Raw genomic sequence first — 16,193 nt, 5'->3', positions numbered from 1 at the left:
TTTGTTTACTCATTATCAACTCGTTTTAACGGTTGATCTGCTGGGCCTTCAAGAACGTCTCCCTCAATTGAAAAACGAGAACCATGGCAAGGGCAATCCCAAGTACAATCACCATTATTCCATTCAACTTCACAGCCGAGATGTGTACAAGTTGTATCGACGATATGTAATTTTCCTTCTTTGTCCTTATAAGCACCTGCTCGTTTACCGTTAACATGTACGACAGATCCTTCACCAACTTCGAGATCTTCTGGCTTACGTAATGCGGTTTCAATCTTTCCTGCAATTAAATGTTTCGCAACATCAATGTTTTGGGAGAGGAACGTTTTTATATCTGGATTTGCATGGAAGCGTGATGGTGCATACAGTTCTTTATAGGGACTGTGAACTTTTAGGATGGAGTCCTTCAGTAGGTGAGCGGCAGCAGTTCCAGTTGTCATTCCCCATTTGCGATATCCAGTTGCAACAAATATATTTGGATTTCTTTCGTTAATATGTCCGATATAAGGAAGCTTATCTAGAGTGATTAAATCTTGTGCTGACCATCTATAAGGAACTTCGTCTATTCCAAAAGTTGCTTCAGCAAAAGAATAGAGTGCTTCATAATGAAGCATCGTATTTATTCCTTGTCCTGTTTTATGACTCTCTCCGCCAATCAAAATTAATTTTTCTCCATTGTTTGTTATATAGCGTAAGGAGCGCTTTGGATCATCAATACTTAAATACATGCCACCTGGATAATCTGTTTTTGCTTTTATTGCAAGAGCGTAGGAGCGTTCTGCGTACATTCGCGTAAAGAAAAAGCTATTCGCATCATAAAAAGGAAAATGTGAACAAGAGACGACATATTCACAAGTGATATGATGGCCCTCTTTTGTAATTATTTGTGGATAATCTCCCTTTTCCACATCCATAGCTGTTGTTTGTTCGTAGAGCTTTCCGCCCATCTCCACAAACTTTTCTAAAAGTGTTTTTAAATAAAGAAGGGGATGGAATTGTGCTTGATTTTTCATTACAAGTGCAGATTGTACTGGAATAGGAATCGATAGAGATTGAACATAGTCACAAGGTATATTTAATTTTTGATAAGCTTCATATTCTTTCGTTAAATTTTTTAATCCGTTATCGGTAGTTGTATATAAATATGAATCTTCATTTGAGAAATTACAGTCGATTTTATATGTTTGAACAGTTTCATTTATGAATTGTAGAGCCTGATTATTTGATTCATAGTAAAGCCCGGCCTTTTCTACACCGAAATGATTTATTAATTCATCATAAATAAGATCATGTTGTGCTGTTACTTTCGCTGTTGTATGCCCAGTTGTTCCATTTAAAATAAGACCAGAATCAATTAAAACAACATCGATGCCTTCTTTTGCAAGTAAATAGGCGGTAGTAATACCTGTAATACCAGCACCGATAATAGCAACTTTCGTCTTTATATTTTCGGATAAACGAGGGAAAGTAGGAAACTGAGTAGATTCAATCCAATAAGATAGCGGCAGTTGTGGAAATGTATCACTTGTCATTGCGGAAACCTCCTGATTTTAGAACAATTTTCCTTTTAATATTTCCATATTATATGAAATTCATGTGTGTTGTTTTAGAAGTAGTCTATTTTTATTAAAAGAGGTTATAAATTATTTTAATATAATTAATTAGATGGGGCATTATGAAGTGGTAGGATTTATATAAAACTAAATTCAAGGGATTCTGTTTGTTGATTACATAGGGAGTTATTGAATGGGATAGAGTCTATGGCGTTTAAGAAAATGTCTATATATAGTGGGTAAATCCTTATGGAATCTATACATTTTCTTTAGTGAAATAAAGTATGATTATAAAAATATAACCACCTTTTATTACTAGGTCATAAAAGGTGTTGACAATATAGAAATTCTATTGTTATGATTCATCATGTGGAAAGGTTGATAGAGAGTAAAAAGAGAAATGTTTTTCATTGATAATAAAAGCGAAAAATAAGTGACGATAGAGTGAGTATATTTTCCTTATAATAGATGCTTTTTGGATCATCTAGTAAAATCAATCTGGAAGCAAGAATTGATATATGTAAGTTGCGCAAGGCGCGGCATAAGAAAGGAGCAAAAGGATGAAGGAGCTTCATACGTTTGGGTGGTATGCAGCACGTGTATCACCACATTTGCCGAAAAAAGCATTTAAACCAGTGCCTACTCGTTTATTTGGTGGACTGGCTTATTTGCTTGTGGCATTGGCGGGGTTAATATCGATTGGTGTATTTGAATTGAATGTGTGGGCGAATCTAGGAATTGCGATTGTTCTTGGATTATGTTTTGCTTCACTAGGATTTTTAGGGCATGAAATTTTACATGGAACTGTTGTAAGAAAGGCATGGCTTCGTGACTTCTTAGGCGCGATTGCATTTATGCCATTATCAACAGGGCCAAAGCTTTGGAGAAAGTGGCATAATGCAACGCATCATGTTCATACACAGCATGAAGAGAATGATCCAGATGCATGGCCGACACTTGAGAAACTTAAGAAGAGTAAGTTTTTGAGTTGGGTATATCGTATGCCTTTACATGTACGTTCATTCTTTAGTTTTCTGTCACTAACAATTCAATTTACATTGCATTCGACTCGAATGTTCTTTCATTTTATAAAAGAGTTCAAGTCATCCAATCAAAAATCTGTATGGCTTCAACTTCTTTTGCCTTGGACAGTTTGGATTAGTTTATTGTTTATTATGGGACCTGGAAAATGGTTATTTGCATATGTCATTCCGTTGTTAATTGCTAACTTTATTGTAATGGCATATATCGCAACAAATCACCGCTTAAATCCAATTGTTCCAGTAAATGATCCGTTAGCAAACTGTTTGTCAGTAACAGTGCCGCGCTGGGTAGACGTTTTACATTTCAATTTCTCATATCATACAGAACATCATCTGTTTCCTGCTATGAGTTCTAAATACTATCCGTTAGTAAAAGAGAAGATTAAAGAAATGTGGCCGGAACGCTATCATGAGATGCCGATGACAAAAGCTTTGGCAGCGCTATGGAATACACCACGTGTGTATTATCAAGGAAGTGAATTAGTGGATCCGCATAGAGAGCATTTCTATGGTTCTTTAGGAAATGGACTAGATCCTCATAATATTTCATATCGTGAGGAACATATAGAAGAAGAAAAGAGTATTAAAAAAGTAAATCAGTAAAAATTAATATATTTTTGCAATGAAAAAGCAAGCCATCTCAGGCTTGCTTTTTCTTATAAAGAAACTTCCTTTTTGTTCCTTTTACGGACTTGGACGGAGTTAGTTTCTTTTCGTTGTAATCGTTTTTCTAAAAGATTAACAAAATAAGTAAATAGAAGAACAAGTACGAGATAGTATGCACCAACGATTATGTAAGTATCTAATTGTTGGAAGTTACCTGCTGCAATTGATAAACCTGAACCCCATAATTCGGACATTCCTACATAAGCAACAAGTGAAGAATCTTTTAATCCGATAATAAATTGGTTTCCTAGAGGAGGAAGAGACAGACGAAATGCTTGTGGTAATATAATTCGTCGCATAGCTAAAGGATAAGGCATGCCTAAAGAGCGAGCTGCTTCTAATTGTCCCCGGTCAACGGATTGAATAGATCCACGGAAAATTTCCGTAATATATGCACCGTTATGAATTGCTAAAGCGATTGCACCTGCCCAAAAAGGGGTGAAAACAACAACGGATGTAATTCCAAAATATAGAATGGCAATTTGAACAATTAAAGGTGTACCACGAATAATAGCAATGTAGACATGAGCGATACTATTTAAAACTTTATTGTTAGAGATTCGAAAGAAAGCGAATAATAATCCAATTAATGAACCGAGTACTAGGGAAGTTAATGTTAATTGTAATGTGACAATAGTAGCCTTTAAGAGTGTGGGATAGGAAGAGATAAAAATTTCAAACATGCGTTTCACCTCATATTGTATAGATTTTAGTAGAGAATGAAATGCCCCACATAAAATGAACATTTAATCAGTGGGGCATTGTTTATGAATCTTTTGAATGGCTAACTTACTTCGTTTTTTCCTCTTCACCGAGAATATTACGCCCGAACCATTTTTTACTGATCTTTTCATACGTACCATCTTTAATGATTTCATCTAACGCTTTATTTACTTTCTCAACCATTTCTTTATCATCTTTGCGAATAGCAATTCCCATTTCATCAAGATTTAATGGTTTTCCGGCTTCTTTTATATTCGATTTTCCTTCTTTTATCATACGTAGACCAACCATTTGATCCGTAATTACTGCGTCAACACGCCCAGGCTCTAAATCCATAAGAGCAGTAATATCGCTGTCATATTCTGTGATTTGATCTGTATATTTTGCAACAAGATTTTTAAAGGTACTAGCTTTTACAACACCAATTTTCTTACCTTTTAAATCTTCTGGAGAAGAGATAGCGTTATTCTTTTTAGCTACAAAAATTTGGGCGCCAGAGCGATAGTACGGATTTGAGAAACTAACAGCTTTTAAGCGCTCCTCTGTAATTGCCATACTACCCAGTATTACATCATATTTCTTCGCTTGAAGACCTTGAATCAGCGTTTCCCATGGGTTTGTAACGGGCGTAGCCTTCATGTTCATCTTTTTAGCAAGAGCTTCACCGATTTCTACATCAAAGCCGACAAGTTTGCCGTCATTTTCTTTATAGTTAAAAGGTTTGTATAATCCACTCATCGCATAGCGAAATTCTTTTTCACCATTTGATGAAGTAGTAGAGCTTTCTTTGCTACAAGCTCCTAGTATGAAAGATGTACATAGTGTAATGCTAGCAACAATGGTTAATAGTTTTCTTTTCATAAAACCCCTCCTATATATTGATCATACGGATGGTTTTTTAGTATGTTATTGAAATATTTTATTTGGATGATTGGTTGTGCACCGTATGAATGTATTCCTTTTCGTTTGAAACAAAAGTTACATTATAAAACGTTGCGTAAAAATTGTTTTGCCCGTTCATGTGATGGAGCTGAAAAGAATTGTGCTGGCGGAGCATCTTCTACAATCTTTCCATCATCCATAAAGATGACGCGATCAGCTACATCTTTTGCGAAATTCATTTCATGAGTAACAATAACCATTGTCATCCCTTCTTCAGCAAGTTCTTTCATAACTTGCAATACTTCTCCAACAAGTTCAGGGTCTAAAGCTGAGGTAGGCTCATCAAATAGCATAATCTTAGGGCTCATTGCAAGAGCTCGTGCAATGGCAATGCGCTGTTTTTGACCACCTGAAAGAAGATGAGGAGTTACATCCGCTTTATCTTGAAGGCCGACTTTTTGGAGAAGTTGAGTTCCAATATCCTTTGCATTTGCTTTCTCTAATTTTTTTACGTGAATAGGTGCTTCTATGATGTTTTCTAGTGAGGTCATATGAGGAAAGAGGTTAAAGTGCTGAAAAACCATACCGACATTTTCACGGACTTTATTTAAATTTGAATGCTTTGGGTCAATTCGCTCACCTTGTAAGTGAATTTCGCCTTCATCGTACATTTCTAAAAAGTTAAGACAGCGAAGTAATGTACTTTTACCAGAACCACTGGCACCAATTAAAACAACAACTTCTTTTTCTTTTACTTCTAAATCAATTCCTTTTAACACATCAAGTGAACCGAATGATTTTACTAGATTTCGAACTTGAATCATACAAAACCCCCAGTTAAAAATATATTTTACAAATGTTGCCCCGTATTTCTGTTATTAGTCATAAATTGTCAGAATCCTTTATTTTTTTCGTGCAATTTGATATTCAAAGAAATAATATTTTTTAAAATCTCTATATCCTTCTATAATGAAAATATGGATAATAATATATAGGTAGTATTTATATTGCTTATAAAAAGGGGGAAAGGGAAGATGGAAAAAGAAAGAAAAACATTTTCTTTTGGATTACGTACACAACTTATGCTATTCACTACAGTTTTAGCTTTCATTACATATTCAACAAGTATATTTTTTATTTACGTGATATACGATTATTTTCAAAGTTATGTAAGTCAAACTGTATATAATATTATCGTTATGTTATTAGGGGTAGTATGGTCTGGAATTTTAGCATATGGAGCAGCCGTATTTTTAATTAAACCGCTTCGCAAGTTAGAGGAAGCGGCAAGAAAAGCAGCTGAGGGTGATATTCGTGAAGATGTTCCATTACCGAAGACAGATGATGAAATTAAATCTTTAAGTGTTGCATTTAATATGATGTTAGGAAACTTAAGGGGCATGGTAAAAAATATTGATACAACATTTTCGTATACAAATAATCAAGTACAGCAGATTAGAAAACAAACAGGCGAAGCAACGAGACAAGCGCAAGGTGTATCTGAGACACTTGCAGAGATTTCTTCAGGCGCTGAGCAATCAGCGGCATCAATTCAAGCAATTGTTTCTGCTGTTGATACAACGACTTCTATTGCAAGTGAAGTAGAAGAAAAAGCGAAGCAGTCTGATACGTTGTCTTCAGAAATGGTTCAAGCTTTAGGGCATAGTACTCGTGTCTTTACGTCTTTAATTCAAGGTATTCAAACATTGGCAAAAGAAAATGAAGATTCAATGCAAAATGTACAGAAGTTAGAAGAACGAATGAAACAAGTAGAGCATATTGTGTCTGTTGTGAGTGCGATTGCTAGCCAAACGAATTTATTAGCACTAAATGCTTCTATTGAGGCAGCTCGTGCAGGAGAGCATGGAAGAGGCTTTGCGGTTGTTGCGGAAGAAGTACGTAAACTTGCTGATGAAAGTGATCATTCTGCAAGAAACATATCGCAGTTATTACGGAATATGCAAGATGAAGTACAACAAGTTGCAATGAAAATGACAGAACAAGTGAAAATAGCTAAAGAAGAGGCGAAACGTGGGGAAGCTACGGAATTAATTTTAAAAGAAATGTCATCAAGTGTTATGGAAGTAGCCGATGCAACTCAGCAAATTAGTAGTTATATGAATGAACAAGTGAGCCACATTCATCAAACAGGAGCACAAACAAAAGCTGTAGCAGCAATTGCTGAAGAAACGTCAGCTGGTTCGCAAGAAGTGGCACGTGTGACGCTACAACAGTCTAAAAATATGATAGTAATCGATCAATTATTAAAGGATTTAGAGAAGCAAGCAACTGATTTGAAACAAACAATTGAACGATTTTCAATGTAAAAGGAAGAACAGAATATTGTTCTTCTCTTTTTTATTTAGCTTGATTTAATATTTACAGTTAAACTATGAACGTTTCCGCAACATTCTTTTCTGTCCCTTTCGGATGAAAATTATAGCGAGCTATAATATTAAAAGGGGTGTCTTTTATGAAAAAAGAAAAAAGACAACGGTTAATTAAACAATTTGTAAAGGAGTATGAAATAGATAAGCAAGAAAGATTAGTAGAATTGTTAGCAAAAAAAGATGTATTAGTAACACAAGCTACGGTTTCTCGCGATATTCGTGAGTTAAACTTAACGAAGGTACCTTCTCAAGAAGGATTAATGATATATAAAGTTTTCTCAGAAGAGCATTTACAAACTGATATAAAGTTAAAGAAAAAATTACGAGAAGTTGTTGTAAAAATTGATTGTGTAGATCAATTAATGGTTATTAAAACATTACCTGGTAATGCACATGTTATTGGTGTTTTATTTGATGAGTTAGATTGGAAAGAAAAAATAGGATGTATATGTGGAAATGATACATGCCTTATAATTTCACAGTCGAAATCAGATAGGGAGATTATAGAAGAAAGATTAAATTTAATTATTTAGATGCAAAAATCCTGTTTTTAATAAAAGTAAAAACAGGATTTTTGTTTAAATACGGAAGTTAAATATTCAACATATATGCGTAATATATGTATTTTTTATTGAGAAAGCAAGATAGTTTGTTATAAAAATACATATTCGTATGATTTTAAAAAAATAACTTGTTTAATATTTCACAATGATAATGTGGATGCTTTCACAAAGATGAAAGTACAGAGCATTTATTATGTACTTGTAAGACATCAAACATATTTAAAAGGAGGTACAACAAATGAAACATCCGATACATGTTACTTCAGAAATTGGGGAATTACAAACGGTTTTATTAAAACGACCGGGTAAAGAAGTGGAAAACTTGACGCCAGATTATTTGCAGCAATTATTATTTGACGATATTCCATACTTACCAATTATTCAAAAAGAGCATGATTATTTTGCACAAACGTTACGCAATCGGGGTGTTGAAGTTCTTTATTTAGAAAAACTAGCCGCTGAGGCGTTAGTAGATAAAAAACTTCGAGAAGAATTTGTTGATCGTATTTTAAAAGAAGGACAGGCCGACGTAAATGTTGCACATCAAACTTTAAAAGAATATTTACTTTCCTTTTCAAATGAAGAATTAATTCAAAAAATTATGGGCGGTGTACGGAAAAACGAAATTGAAACAAGTAAGAAGACACATTTATATGAATTAATGGAAGATCACTATCCGTTTTACTTAGATCCAATGCCTAATTTATATTTTACTCGTGATCCAGCAGCTAGCGTGGGCGATGGCTTAACGATAAATAAGATGAGAGAACCAGCGCGTAGACGTGAATCATTATTCATGGAGTACATCATTAAATATCATCCAAGATTTGCAAAGCATAATGTACCAATCTGGTTAGATCGTGATTATAAATTTCCAATTGAAGGTGGCGACGAGCTAATTTTAAATGAAGAAACAATTGCGATTGGAGTATCTGCTCGTACTTCAGCTAAAGCAATTGAACGTTTAGCTAAAAATCTCTTTAGCCGACAAAATAAAATTAAGAAAGTGTTAGCAATAGAAATTCCAAAATGTCGAGCATTTATGCATTTAGATACAGTATTTACAATGGTTGATTATGACAAGTTTACAATTCACCCAGCCATTCAAGGGCCAAAAGGGAATATGAATATTTATATTTTAGAAAAAAGATCAGATGAGGAAACTCTTAAAATTACACATCGTACTTCTTTAATGGAAGCATTAAAAGAGGTATTAGGCTTAAGTGAATTAGTTCTTATTCCATGTGGAGGAGGAGATGTAATTGCTTCTGCTCGTGAACAATGGAATGATGGCTCGAACACATTAGCAATTGCGCCAGGTGTAGTTGTTACATATGATCGCAACTATGTATCTAATACGTTATTACGTGAACACGGTATAGAAGTGATTGAGGTGCTAAGTTCGGAATTATCTCGTGGTCGTGGGGGTCCACGTTGCATGAGTATGCCAATTGTTCGTAAAGATATTTAGTATAAATAACGGAGAAAGTAGGGATGAATTATGTTAATGACTAGACCAAATTTAAAAGGAAGAAGCTTTCTAGCAGAAAAAGATTTTACACAAGAAGAATTGTTATATTTTCTAGATTTGGCAGCAGAATTAAAAGAGAAAAAGAAAAATGGTATCCCGCATCATTATTTAGAAGGTAAAAATGTAGCGCTCTTATTTGAAAAAACTTCTACTCGTACGCGTTGTGCATTTACAGTAGCATGTACAGATTTAGGGGCAAATCCTGAATATTTAGGGAAAGGTGATATTCAACTTGGGAAAAAAGAATCTGTAGAGGATACAGCAAAAGTGTTAGGGCGTATGTTTGACGGAATTGAGTTTCGTGGATTTAATCATGAAACCGTAGAATCTTTAGCACAAAATTCTGGTGTGCCAGTTTGGAATGGATTAACAGATATGTGGCATCCAACACAAACACTAGCAGATTTATTAACAATTAGAGAACATATAGGGAAATTGAAAAATGTGAAGCTCGTTTACGTTGGCGATGGGCGAAATAATGTTGCTAATAGCTTACTAGTTGGTGGAGCAATCGTTGGAATGGATGTACGTATTTGTACACCGGAATCTTTATGGCCTGCACAAGAAGTAATTGATTTAGCAAAAAAATATAATGAACAAGTAATGATAACAAGTAATGTGGAAGAAGCTGTTGCAAGTGCAGATGTAATTTATACAGATGTATGGGTGTCTATGGGGGAAGAAGAAAAATTTGCTGAACGTGTCGAGTTATTGAAACCTTATCAAGTAAATATGAAAATGATTAAAGCAACAGGGAATGAAAACGTGATTTTCTTACATTGTTTACCTGCATTTCATGATGTTGAAACGATGTATGGCGAAGAAGTTTATGAGAAATATGGGTTGAAAGAAATGGAGGTAACTGACGAAGTATTCCGCAGTAAACATTCAAAAGTATTTGATCAAGCTGAAAATAGAATGCATACAATTAAAGCGGTTATGGCAGCTACTTTAGGAAACATGGAGTAAAGAAGAAAGGGAGTCTTCCTTTCTTCTTTCTCCTCCTTTAGACACGATCATTCACTATTGCTTTTGTATTGTTATTGCAATTTAAGAGAGGTGAGTGGAATGGGTGAAGATAAGAAATTAGGGTTGTTTACACTAACGGCTCTTGTAGTTGGGTCTATGATTGGCGGTGGAGCCTTTAATTTAGCGAGTGATATGGCAAAAGGTGCTGGTGCTGGAGCCATTATTATTGGCTGGGTTATAACAGGAATTGGGATGATTGCACTCGGATTATCTTTTCAAAATCTAACTGTAAAACGGCCAGATTTAGATGGTGGTATTTTTAGCTATGCAAAAGCAGGGTTTGGTAATTTTATGGGGTTTAATAGTGCGTGGGGATACTGGCTATCTGCTTGGCTTGGGAATGTAGCTTACGGTACATTATTGTTTTCTTCATTAGGATATTTCTTCCCGATCTTTGAAGGCGGTCAAAATGTAGAATCCATTATTGGTGCAAGCGTATTATTATGGTGTGTTCACATGTTAATTTTACGTGGAGTTCAATCAGCAGCCCTTGTGAATTTAGTAACTACAATCGCAAAATTAGTACCTGTATTTGTATTTATTGTCATAGGAATCTTTGCGTTTCATATTGATACGTTCTTAGATGGATTTTGGGGGCAAACTGGTTCTTTTTCATGGGGAGCAGTTGGCAGCCAAGTTAAAAGTACAATGCTTGTAACTTTATGGGTATTTATTGGGGTAGAAGGGGCTGTTGTTTTATCCAGTCGAGCAAAAAATAGAAGTGATGTAGGGAAAGCAACCGTTATTGGCTTAATTGGTACACTCATCATTTACATTTTAATCACATTATTGTCTCTTGGACTTATGCAGCAAGCAGACATTGCAGGTTTGAAAAATCCGGCTATGGCTTATTTATTTGAAAGTGTTGTTGGAAAATGGGGTGCTATCTTTATTAATTTAGGTTTAGTCATCTCTGTATTAGGTGCTTGGTTAGGTTGGACTTTGCTCGCTTCTGAAATTCCATATTTAGCGGCTAAAGATGGAGTATTTCCAAAATGGTTCGCAAAAGAAAATAAAAATAAGGCTCCAGTAAATTCATTATGGATAACAAATGGTTTAATACAAATATTCTTGTTAACATTCGTCGTTTCTGATCAGGCGTATAACTTTGCATTCTCTTTAGCATCTTCAGCTATTTTAATCCCATATGCTTTTTCAGCATTTTATCAACTGAAGCATAGCTTAAAGTCTGAAGAAGCAGATCGAAATAAAAATATAATAATTGGCTTGCTCGCAAGTATTTATGGCGTGTGGTTAGTTTATGCAGCCGGTTTAGAGTATTTATTATTAACAATGACTTTATATGCGCCAGGTATTTTTATTTTTTACAATGTTCAAAAGCAAAAGAGTTCGAAGCAAATATTTACTCGAGTGGAATTAGCATCATCCGTAGCAATTGGTGCTTTAGCATTCTTTGCGATTTATGGATTAATTACAGGCAGTATTACTTTATAAAGCGCTGTGAAAGCGAAATCAACTGGAGGGCTGGAATATGGCACGAAGAAAAATTGTAGTTGCACTAGGGGGAAATGCGATACAGTCTGGAGAAGCTACTGCGGGAGCGCAGCAAGAAGCGTTGGAAAAAACGGCAGAACAACTTGTGAAAATAATGGAAAATGATGTGGATATAGTAATTGCGCATGGAAATGGCCCACAAGTGGGGAATATTTTATTACAGCAAAAAGCTGCAGAAACGGAAAAGACACCTGCAATGCCATTAGATACTTGTGGGGCAATGAGCCAAGGGATGATTGGATATTGGATGGAAAATGCAATTGAAAAGGCATTGAAAAAACGGAATATAAACAAAGATGTAGCAACGGTTATAACACGTGTTGTTGTGGATAAAAAAGATGAGGCATTTAAAAATCCAACTAAACCAATTGGTCCTTTTTATACAGAAGAAGAGGCCAGAAAATTAATGGATGAAACAAAAGCAGTGTTTAAAGAAGATGCTGGTAGAGGATGGAGACGTGTTGTTCCATCACCGAAGCCTGTAAGTATTCATGAACATAAAGTGATTAATTCTTTGGTCGAAGATGGAAACATAGTGATAGCTGTTGGCGGAGGTGGAATTCCAGTAATTGATTCTGAAGAAGGGTTAAAAGGAACTGAAGCGGTTATCGATAAAGATTTCGCTGCGCAGAAATTAGCAGAATTAGTAGATGCCGATACGCTCGTTATTTTAACTGCAGTTGATTATGTGTATGTAAATTATAATCAACCGAATCAAAAAAAATTAGAGCATGTCACAGTGAATCAATTAGAAAAATATATTGAAGAACAACAATTTGCTGCGGGAAGCATGCTTCCAAAAATCGAAGCTGCTATTAATTTTGTTAATACAAATCCAAAAAGAAAAACAATTATTACGTCTTTAGAAAAAGTATATGAAGCACTAGAAGAAAAAGCCGGTACTATTATTTCAAAACAGAATGTATGCATGTGTGTTTAAAATTATTGTGTACGCTACTTAGTAGTAAAAAAGAATGGAGTTAGTAACTTCATTCTTTTTATTTATTAATATTTTTTGTATTCATTGTTCATAAAGTTTTCATGATGAAATCTGAATATACAAGTTAATTATGATAAAATTCAAATTGAATACGCTTTCTTGATTTTTCGCTCCAACATACAGCAAGAGAGAGGGAATTTTATGAATAGACGGAACGTAGTGAAAGACTTAAAGCAGTTCGAATTATTTGCTCATTTAACAGAAAAAAAATTGAAAGGCTTAACAGAGTTTGTTTATTGGCGAACTTATAAAAAAGGTCAATTTTTATTTTTAGAAGGGGATTCAAGGGAAAGAATTTACTTCATGTTAGATGGTTTTGTAAAGTTAGAGCGGGTTAATCAAAATGGGAACTTATTATACGATGACTATGTAAAGCGGTATTCTATTTTTCCTTATGGTGGTATGTTTACAGACAGAGGATATAACTATACAGCAGAAGCAATGACGGATGTGGAGGTATATTATATTCCAACGGTAATCTTTGAAGATATGGTAAAGTCCAGCAGAACGCAATTGATGTACGTTGTTCAGCAATTATCATCTATATTAAAATTGAACGAAAATCGAGTGCAAAATATTACAATTCCTAATGCACAAGATCGTGTTATCCAAACGTTAAATTATTTAATGCAGGATTTAGGAGAACAGAGTGGAGAAAAGATTGTAATTTCATGTCCACTTACAACAATTGAAATATCCAAAATATCTGGAACATCTCGAGAGACAGTTAGCAGCGTATTAAAACAATTAAAAAATGATAGCATTGTTACAATTTTAGATAAAAAAATTACAATACATGATCCAACATATTTTGAAGAAATCTCTATGTGAAAATTGTATATTGATTTTTTAATTCATAGTGTATATTAATAAGGTTCTTTATATATTTATAAGGAACTTTTTTACGTTATCCTCTATAAAAAGATTGTATAGTATGGTAATAATAGCTAAAATCGATAATAAAATACAAAGTGAAGGGGAGAAAGAATGATTCGTATTGAGTATGATCGATTAGTAGCTATTTGTTACAGTATAGGGGTTTTGTTATTATTAAAAATTCCAAATGATAATGAATTAATTGGGGAAAAACTATTCAATGTCTATAAGGTTCCGATACATACGTATGTTTATATGGATTATAAAGTCTCAAATATATTGATTGTTTCTTTCATACTACATGTAATTGCATTTATATTATTTTTAAAATGGCTAGGAAAAAAGGAGTCTAGTACATTTAGAAAAATGAATAAGATAAAAGTAGTAGGTACTAGTATTTTGATTGTAATGATGCCGTTTATTTTAAATACAATCCTTCAAACATTGAATAAAACATGGTATTACGCAGGAAAAACAGGGGTAGAAGCAATAGAATATAAAAAAGAAGACAGCCAGTGTAGAATGGAGAAAAATGGAGATAATATCCAACCGAAGTGCATTGTTACTTTAAAAAATTATCGTAATCATTCACAAGCATTAAAAGTTGTTTTATATGATAATGCAAACGAGAATTCAAAAAGCTATCCAGTACCGAAACCAGTCTATTTACAAAAACATGAGACAAAGCAATTCGAATTTCAAGTTCCTGTTTCTTATAATAGAGGTATTGAAAAAGATAAAGTACCAAATATTAAATTACATTCATTGCATGAAAATGATACGAAATACAATTAATCTGTAAGTAAAAGTTTATGAGTAGGAGCAAGAATTTGAAACGATATAGAAAATCAACTTGAATCATCCAACATACTGCGAGGTAACGGTATATTGGATGATTTTTTTATGTTATCCCCTTTTTTCACGTATGAAAAGGAGGAATACTTTGTTGGAAATGAAAAACATCACAAGGATCATACATAGTTTTTACTTTACGCAATCTGTGAAAGTTAGAGCCATAATAACTAGTTTGCCAATTTTTAATGTCGATATCGGGCCAGTTCACATAGTCACCTAGTGTATAAGGATCTAAGCTTTCTCGTAAATCTTTAACCCAGCGTATATTTCGATTTTCTTCATCATCGCATTTCCAAGAGGTAATGTATTCTTGGGCAATAATTGCTTTACGATGAAAATAAGCCGTTTCATTCGGCGAAATATTTTCAACAGCACCTATGAGCGATTGATGCCAAATACTAGCATCTTTATTTGGGGCATGAGAAAGAAAGGATTGCATGAGTTGAATGCCTTTAAGGGGAATAGGTTTATAGACATAGGAACCAGAGCGCTTGAAATTTTCAGGGATGTTACCGCCATTAAAAAATTCGACAGCCTTTATATAAGGAACTTCTTCTATAAAGAGAGAGGGGCTACCAGTTTCAAGAAGAGGGGATAATAGGGAATGGAGTTCAGAGGGAGAACCGACAAACTCGCCTTGTGCTTCGATTTTATTTCGTTGCTTGGCGAATAATTCGATCGATGAAGTGAGACGTTCATCTATATAAGGTGCCCAGTTTTGCCACGCTTGAAATGCAGCAATAAAGTCTTCCCATTCCCATGTAATTGAGAAAATTGATACATTTTTTACGGGGTGGACTCGAAAAGTTAAGGAAGTGATAATTCCGAAGTTTCCACCACCGCCACCACGGCATGCCCAAAAAAGGTTAGAGTTTTCTTGTTCATTTGCACGAATGAGTTTTGCACCAAATTTTCCACATGCTTGTACCATTTCCACTTCCATTAATTGATCACATGTTAATCCAAATAAGCGTGAAAGCATACCAATACCACCGCCAAGTGCTAATCCAACAATTCCAACGCTTGCACTTGTACCAGCAGGAATTGTAACACCGTAATTCCAAAGTTCTTTATAAACAGTGCCAAGATTTGCACCAGCCTCAATTGTTGCTGTTAATTTCTCTGTATTAACAGTAATGCGATGCATTTCACTCACATCAATAATAAGTCCTCTATTTAAAAGAGAAAAATTTTCATAGCTATGACGTCCACTTCTTAACCGAAATGGTATATGACGTTCACGTGCCCATTTTAAGGCGTTACAGATATCCTTGTTATTTTGACAAAAAACAATAATACAAGGGAGTTTTGGAATACTTAAATTTAAATTCATTCGGGCTACGTCGTAGTCAGGATCTGTGGGAACAACGATACGACCTGTTAATTTTGTTTGTTTCAATTTATTACTCCTTTCTAAAATAATCAGAGCTTTTTATTAATATATGAAAAATGTCTGTAATACGCGTGGACAAGGAGAGGTGGAGAATGAGATTTACCTTTGTGAGAAATAAATAAAGCATAAGAATAAAGAATCTACATAGAGTTCAATGAAAACAGTTGCAAACTG

At 34.4% G+C, this 16,193-nt stretch carries 13 protein-coding genes and 2 pseudogenes; 10 read left to right on the top strand and 5 right to left on the bottom strand.

All coding sequences use genetic code 11. The features are described from left to right. Positions 1-5: 5 nt before the first annotated feature. Positions 6-1,532 carry an FAD-dependent oxidoreductase gene (locus ACTFP3_RS24370; RefSeq protein WP_440011459.1) on the bottom strand — a complete coding sequence of 509 codons (1,527 nt, stop codon included), beginning with the start codon at positions 1,530-1,532 and terminating at the stop codon, positions 6-8. A gap of 581 nt (positions 1,533-2,113) precedes the next feature. On the opposite strand from ACTFP3_RS24370, the gene ACTFP3_RS24365 reads away from it, so the two are divergent. After that, positions 2,114-3,199: a fatty acid desaturase family protein gene (locus ACTFP3_RS24365; protein WP_000661226.1), complete on the top strand. Its 1,086-nt coding sequence runs from the start codon at positions 2,114-2,116 to the stop codon at positions 3,197-3,199. Between the two features lie 53 nt (positions 3,200-3,252). Here ACTFP3_RS24365 and ACTFP3_RS24360 read toward each other — a convergent pair whose 3' ends face one another. The 3 genes from ACTFP3_RS24360 to ACTFP3_RS24350 form a co-directional block, all read right to left on the bottom strand. Continuing rightward, the gene (locus ACTFP3_RS24360) at positions 3,253-4,008 is read right to left on the bottom strand and encodes an amino acid ABC transporter permease (protein ID WP_326036191.1); all 756 of its coding nucleotides are present in this window, start codon (positions 4,006-4,008) and stop codon (positions 3,253-3,255) included. Positions 4,009-4,051: 43 nt separating this feature from the next. Continuing rightward, a complete protein-coding gene (locus ACTFP3_RS24355) occupies positions 4,052-4,846 on the bottom strand; it encodes an ABC transporter substrate-binding protein (protein ID WP_000823753.1) in 795 nt (264 codons plus the stop codon). 122 nt (positions 4,847-4,968) lie between these two features. After that, positions 4,969-5,691, bottom strand: a complete 723-nt coding sequence (locus ACTFP3_RS24350) for an amino acid ABC transporter ATP-binding protein (protein ID WP_000616923.1) — start codon at positions 5,689-5,691, stop codon at positions 4,969-4,971. A gap of 210 nt (positions 5,692-5,901) precedes the next feature. Between ACTFP3_RS24350 and ACTFP3_RS24345 the strand changes: the two are divergent. From ACTFP3_RS24345 to ACTFP3_RS24305, 9 genes and pseudogenes are all read left to right on the top strand, one after another. Continuing rightward, positions 5,902-6,252: pseudogene (locus ACTFP3_RS24345) on the top strand (HAMP domain-containing protein); the annotation flags it as partial. Between the two features lie 369 nt (positions 6,253-6,621). Beyond that, positions 6,622-7,194, top strand: a pseudogene (locus tag ACTFP3_RS24340) (methyl-accepting chemotaxis protein); the annotation flags it as partial. Positions 7,195-7,340: 146 nt separating this feature from the next. After that, positions 7,341-7,790, top strand: coding sequence for an arginine repressor (argR, locus tag ACTFP3_RS24335; protein ID WP_000711826.1), 450 nt, complete (start codon positions 7,341-7,343; stop codon positions 7,788-7,790). A 268-nt stretch (positions 7,791-8,058) separates the two neighbouring features. Further along, positions 8,059-9,291: an arginine deiminase gene (arcA, locus tag ACTFP3_RS24330; protein WP_065481855.1), complete on the top strand. Its 1,233-nt coding sequence runs from the start codon at positions 8,059-8,061 to the stop codon at positions 9,289-9,291. A gap of 30 nt (positions 9,292-9,321) precedes the next feature. Continuing rightward, entirely contained in the window at positions 9,322-10,320 is a 999-nt protein-coding gene (argF, locus tag ACTFP3_RS24325) for an ornithine carbamoyltransferase (RefSeq protein ID WP_000930291.1), read from the top strand. Positions 10,321-10,419: 99 nt separating this feature from the next. Further along, entirely contained in the window at positions 10,420-11,835 is a 1,416-nt protein-coding gene (arcD, locus tag ACTFP3_RS24320; protein WP_256424441.1) for an arginine-ornithine antiporter, read from the top strand. 37 nt (positions 11,836-11,872) lie between these two features. Next, positions 11,873-12,835 (top strand): carbamate kinase, encoded by a 963-nt coding sequence (gene arcC, locus ACTFP3_RS24315; protein ID WP_440011456.1) that lies wholly within the window; start codon positions 11,873-11,875, stop codon positions 12,833-12,835. 201 nt (positions 12,836-13,036) lie between these two features. Continuing rightward, a complete protein-coding gene (locus ACTFP3_RS24310; protein WP_001081905.1) occupies positions 13,037-13,726 on the top strand; it encodes a Crp/Fnr family transcriptional regulator in 690 nt (229 codons plus the stop codon). 156 nt (positions 13,727-13,882) lie between these two features. Next, complete coding sequence (locus tag ACTFP3_RS24305; protein ID WP_098955595.1) at positions 13,883-14,566, top strand: ABC transporter permease; 684 nt, start codon at positions 13,883-13,885, stop codon at positions 14,564-14,566. Between the two features lie 124 nt (positions 14,567-14,690). On the opposite strand, the gene ACTFP3_RS24300 is transcribed toward ACTFP3_RS24305, so the two are convergent. After that, positions 14,691-16,025: an FAD-dependent oxidoreductase gene (locus ACTFP3_RS24300; protein WP_440011455.1), complete on the bottom strand. Its 1,335-nt coding sequence runs from the start codon at positions 16,023-16,025 to the stop codon at positions 14,691-14,693. Positions 16,026-16,193 lie beyond the last annotated feature (168 nt).

Source organism: Bacillus cereus group sp. MYBK5-2 (assembly GCF_051915685.1).
GTDB classification, from domain to species: Bacteria; Bacillota; Bacilli; order Bacillales; family Bacillaceae_G; genus Bacillus_A; species Bacillus_A cereus.
This window is presented reverse-complemented; position numbering and strand designations above follow the sequence as displayed.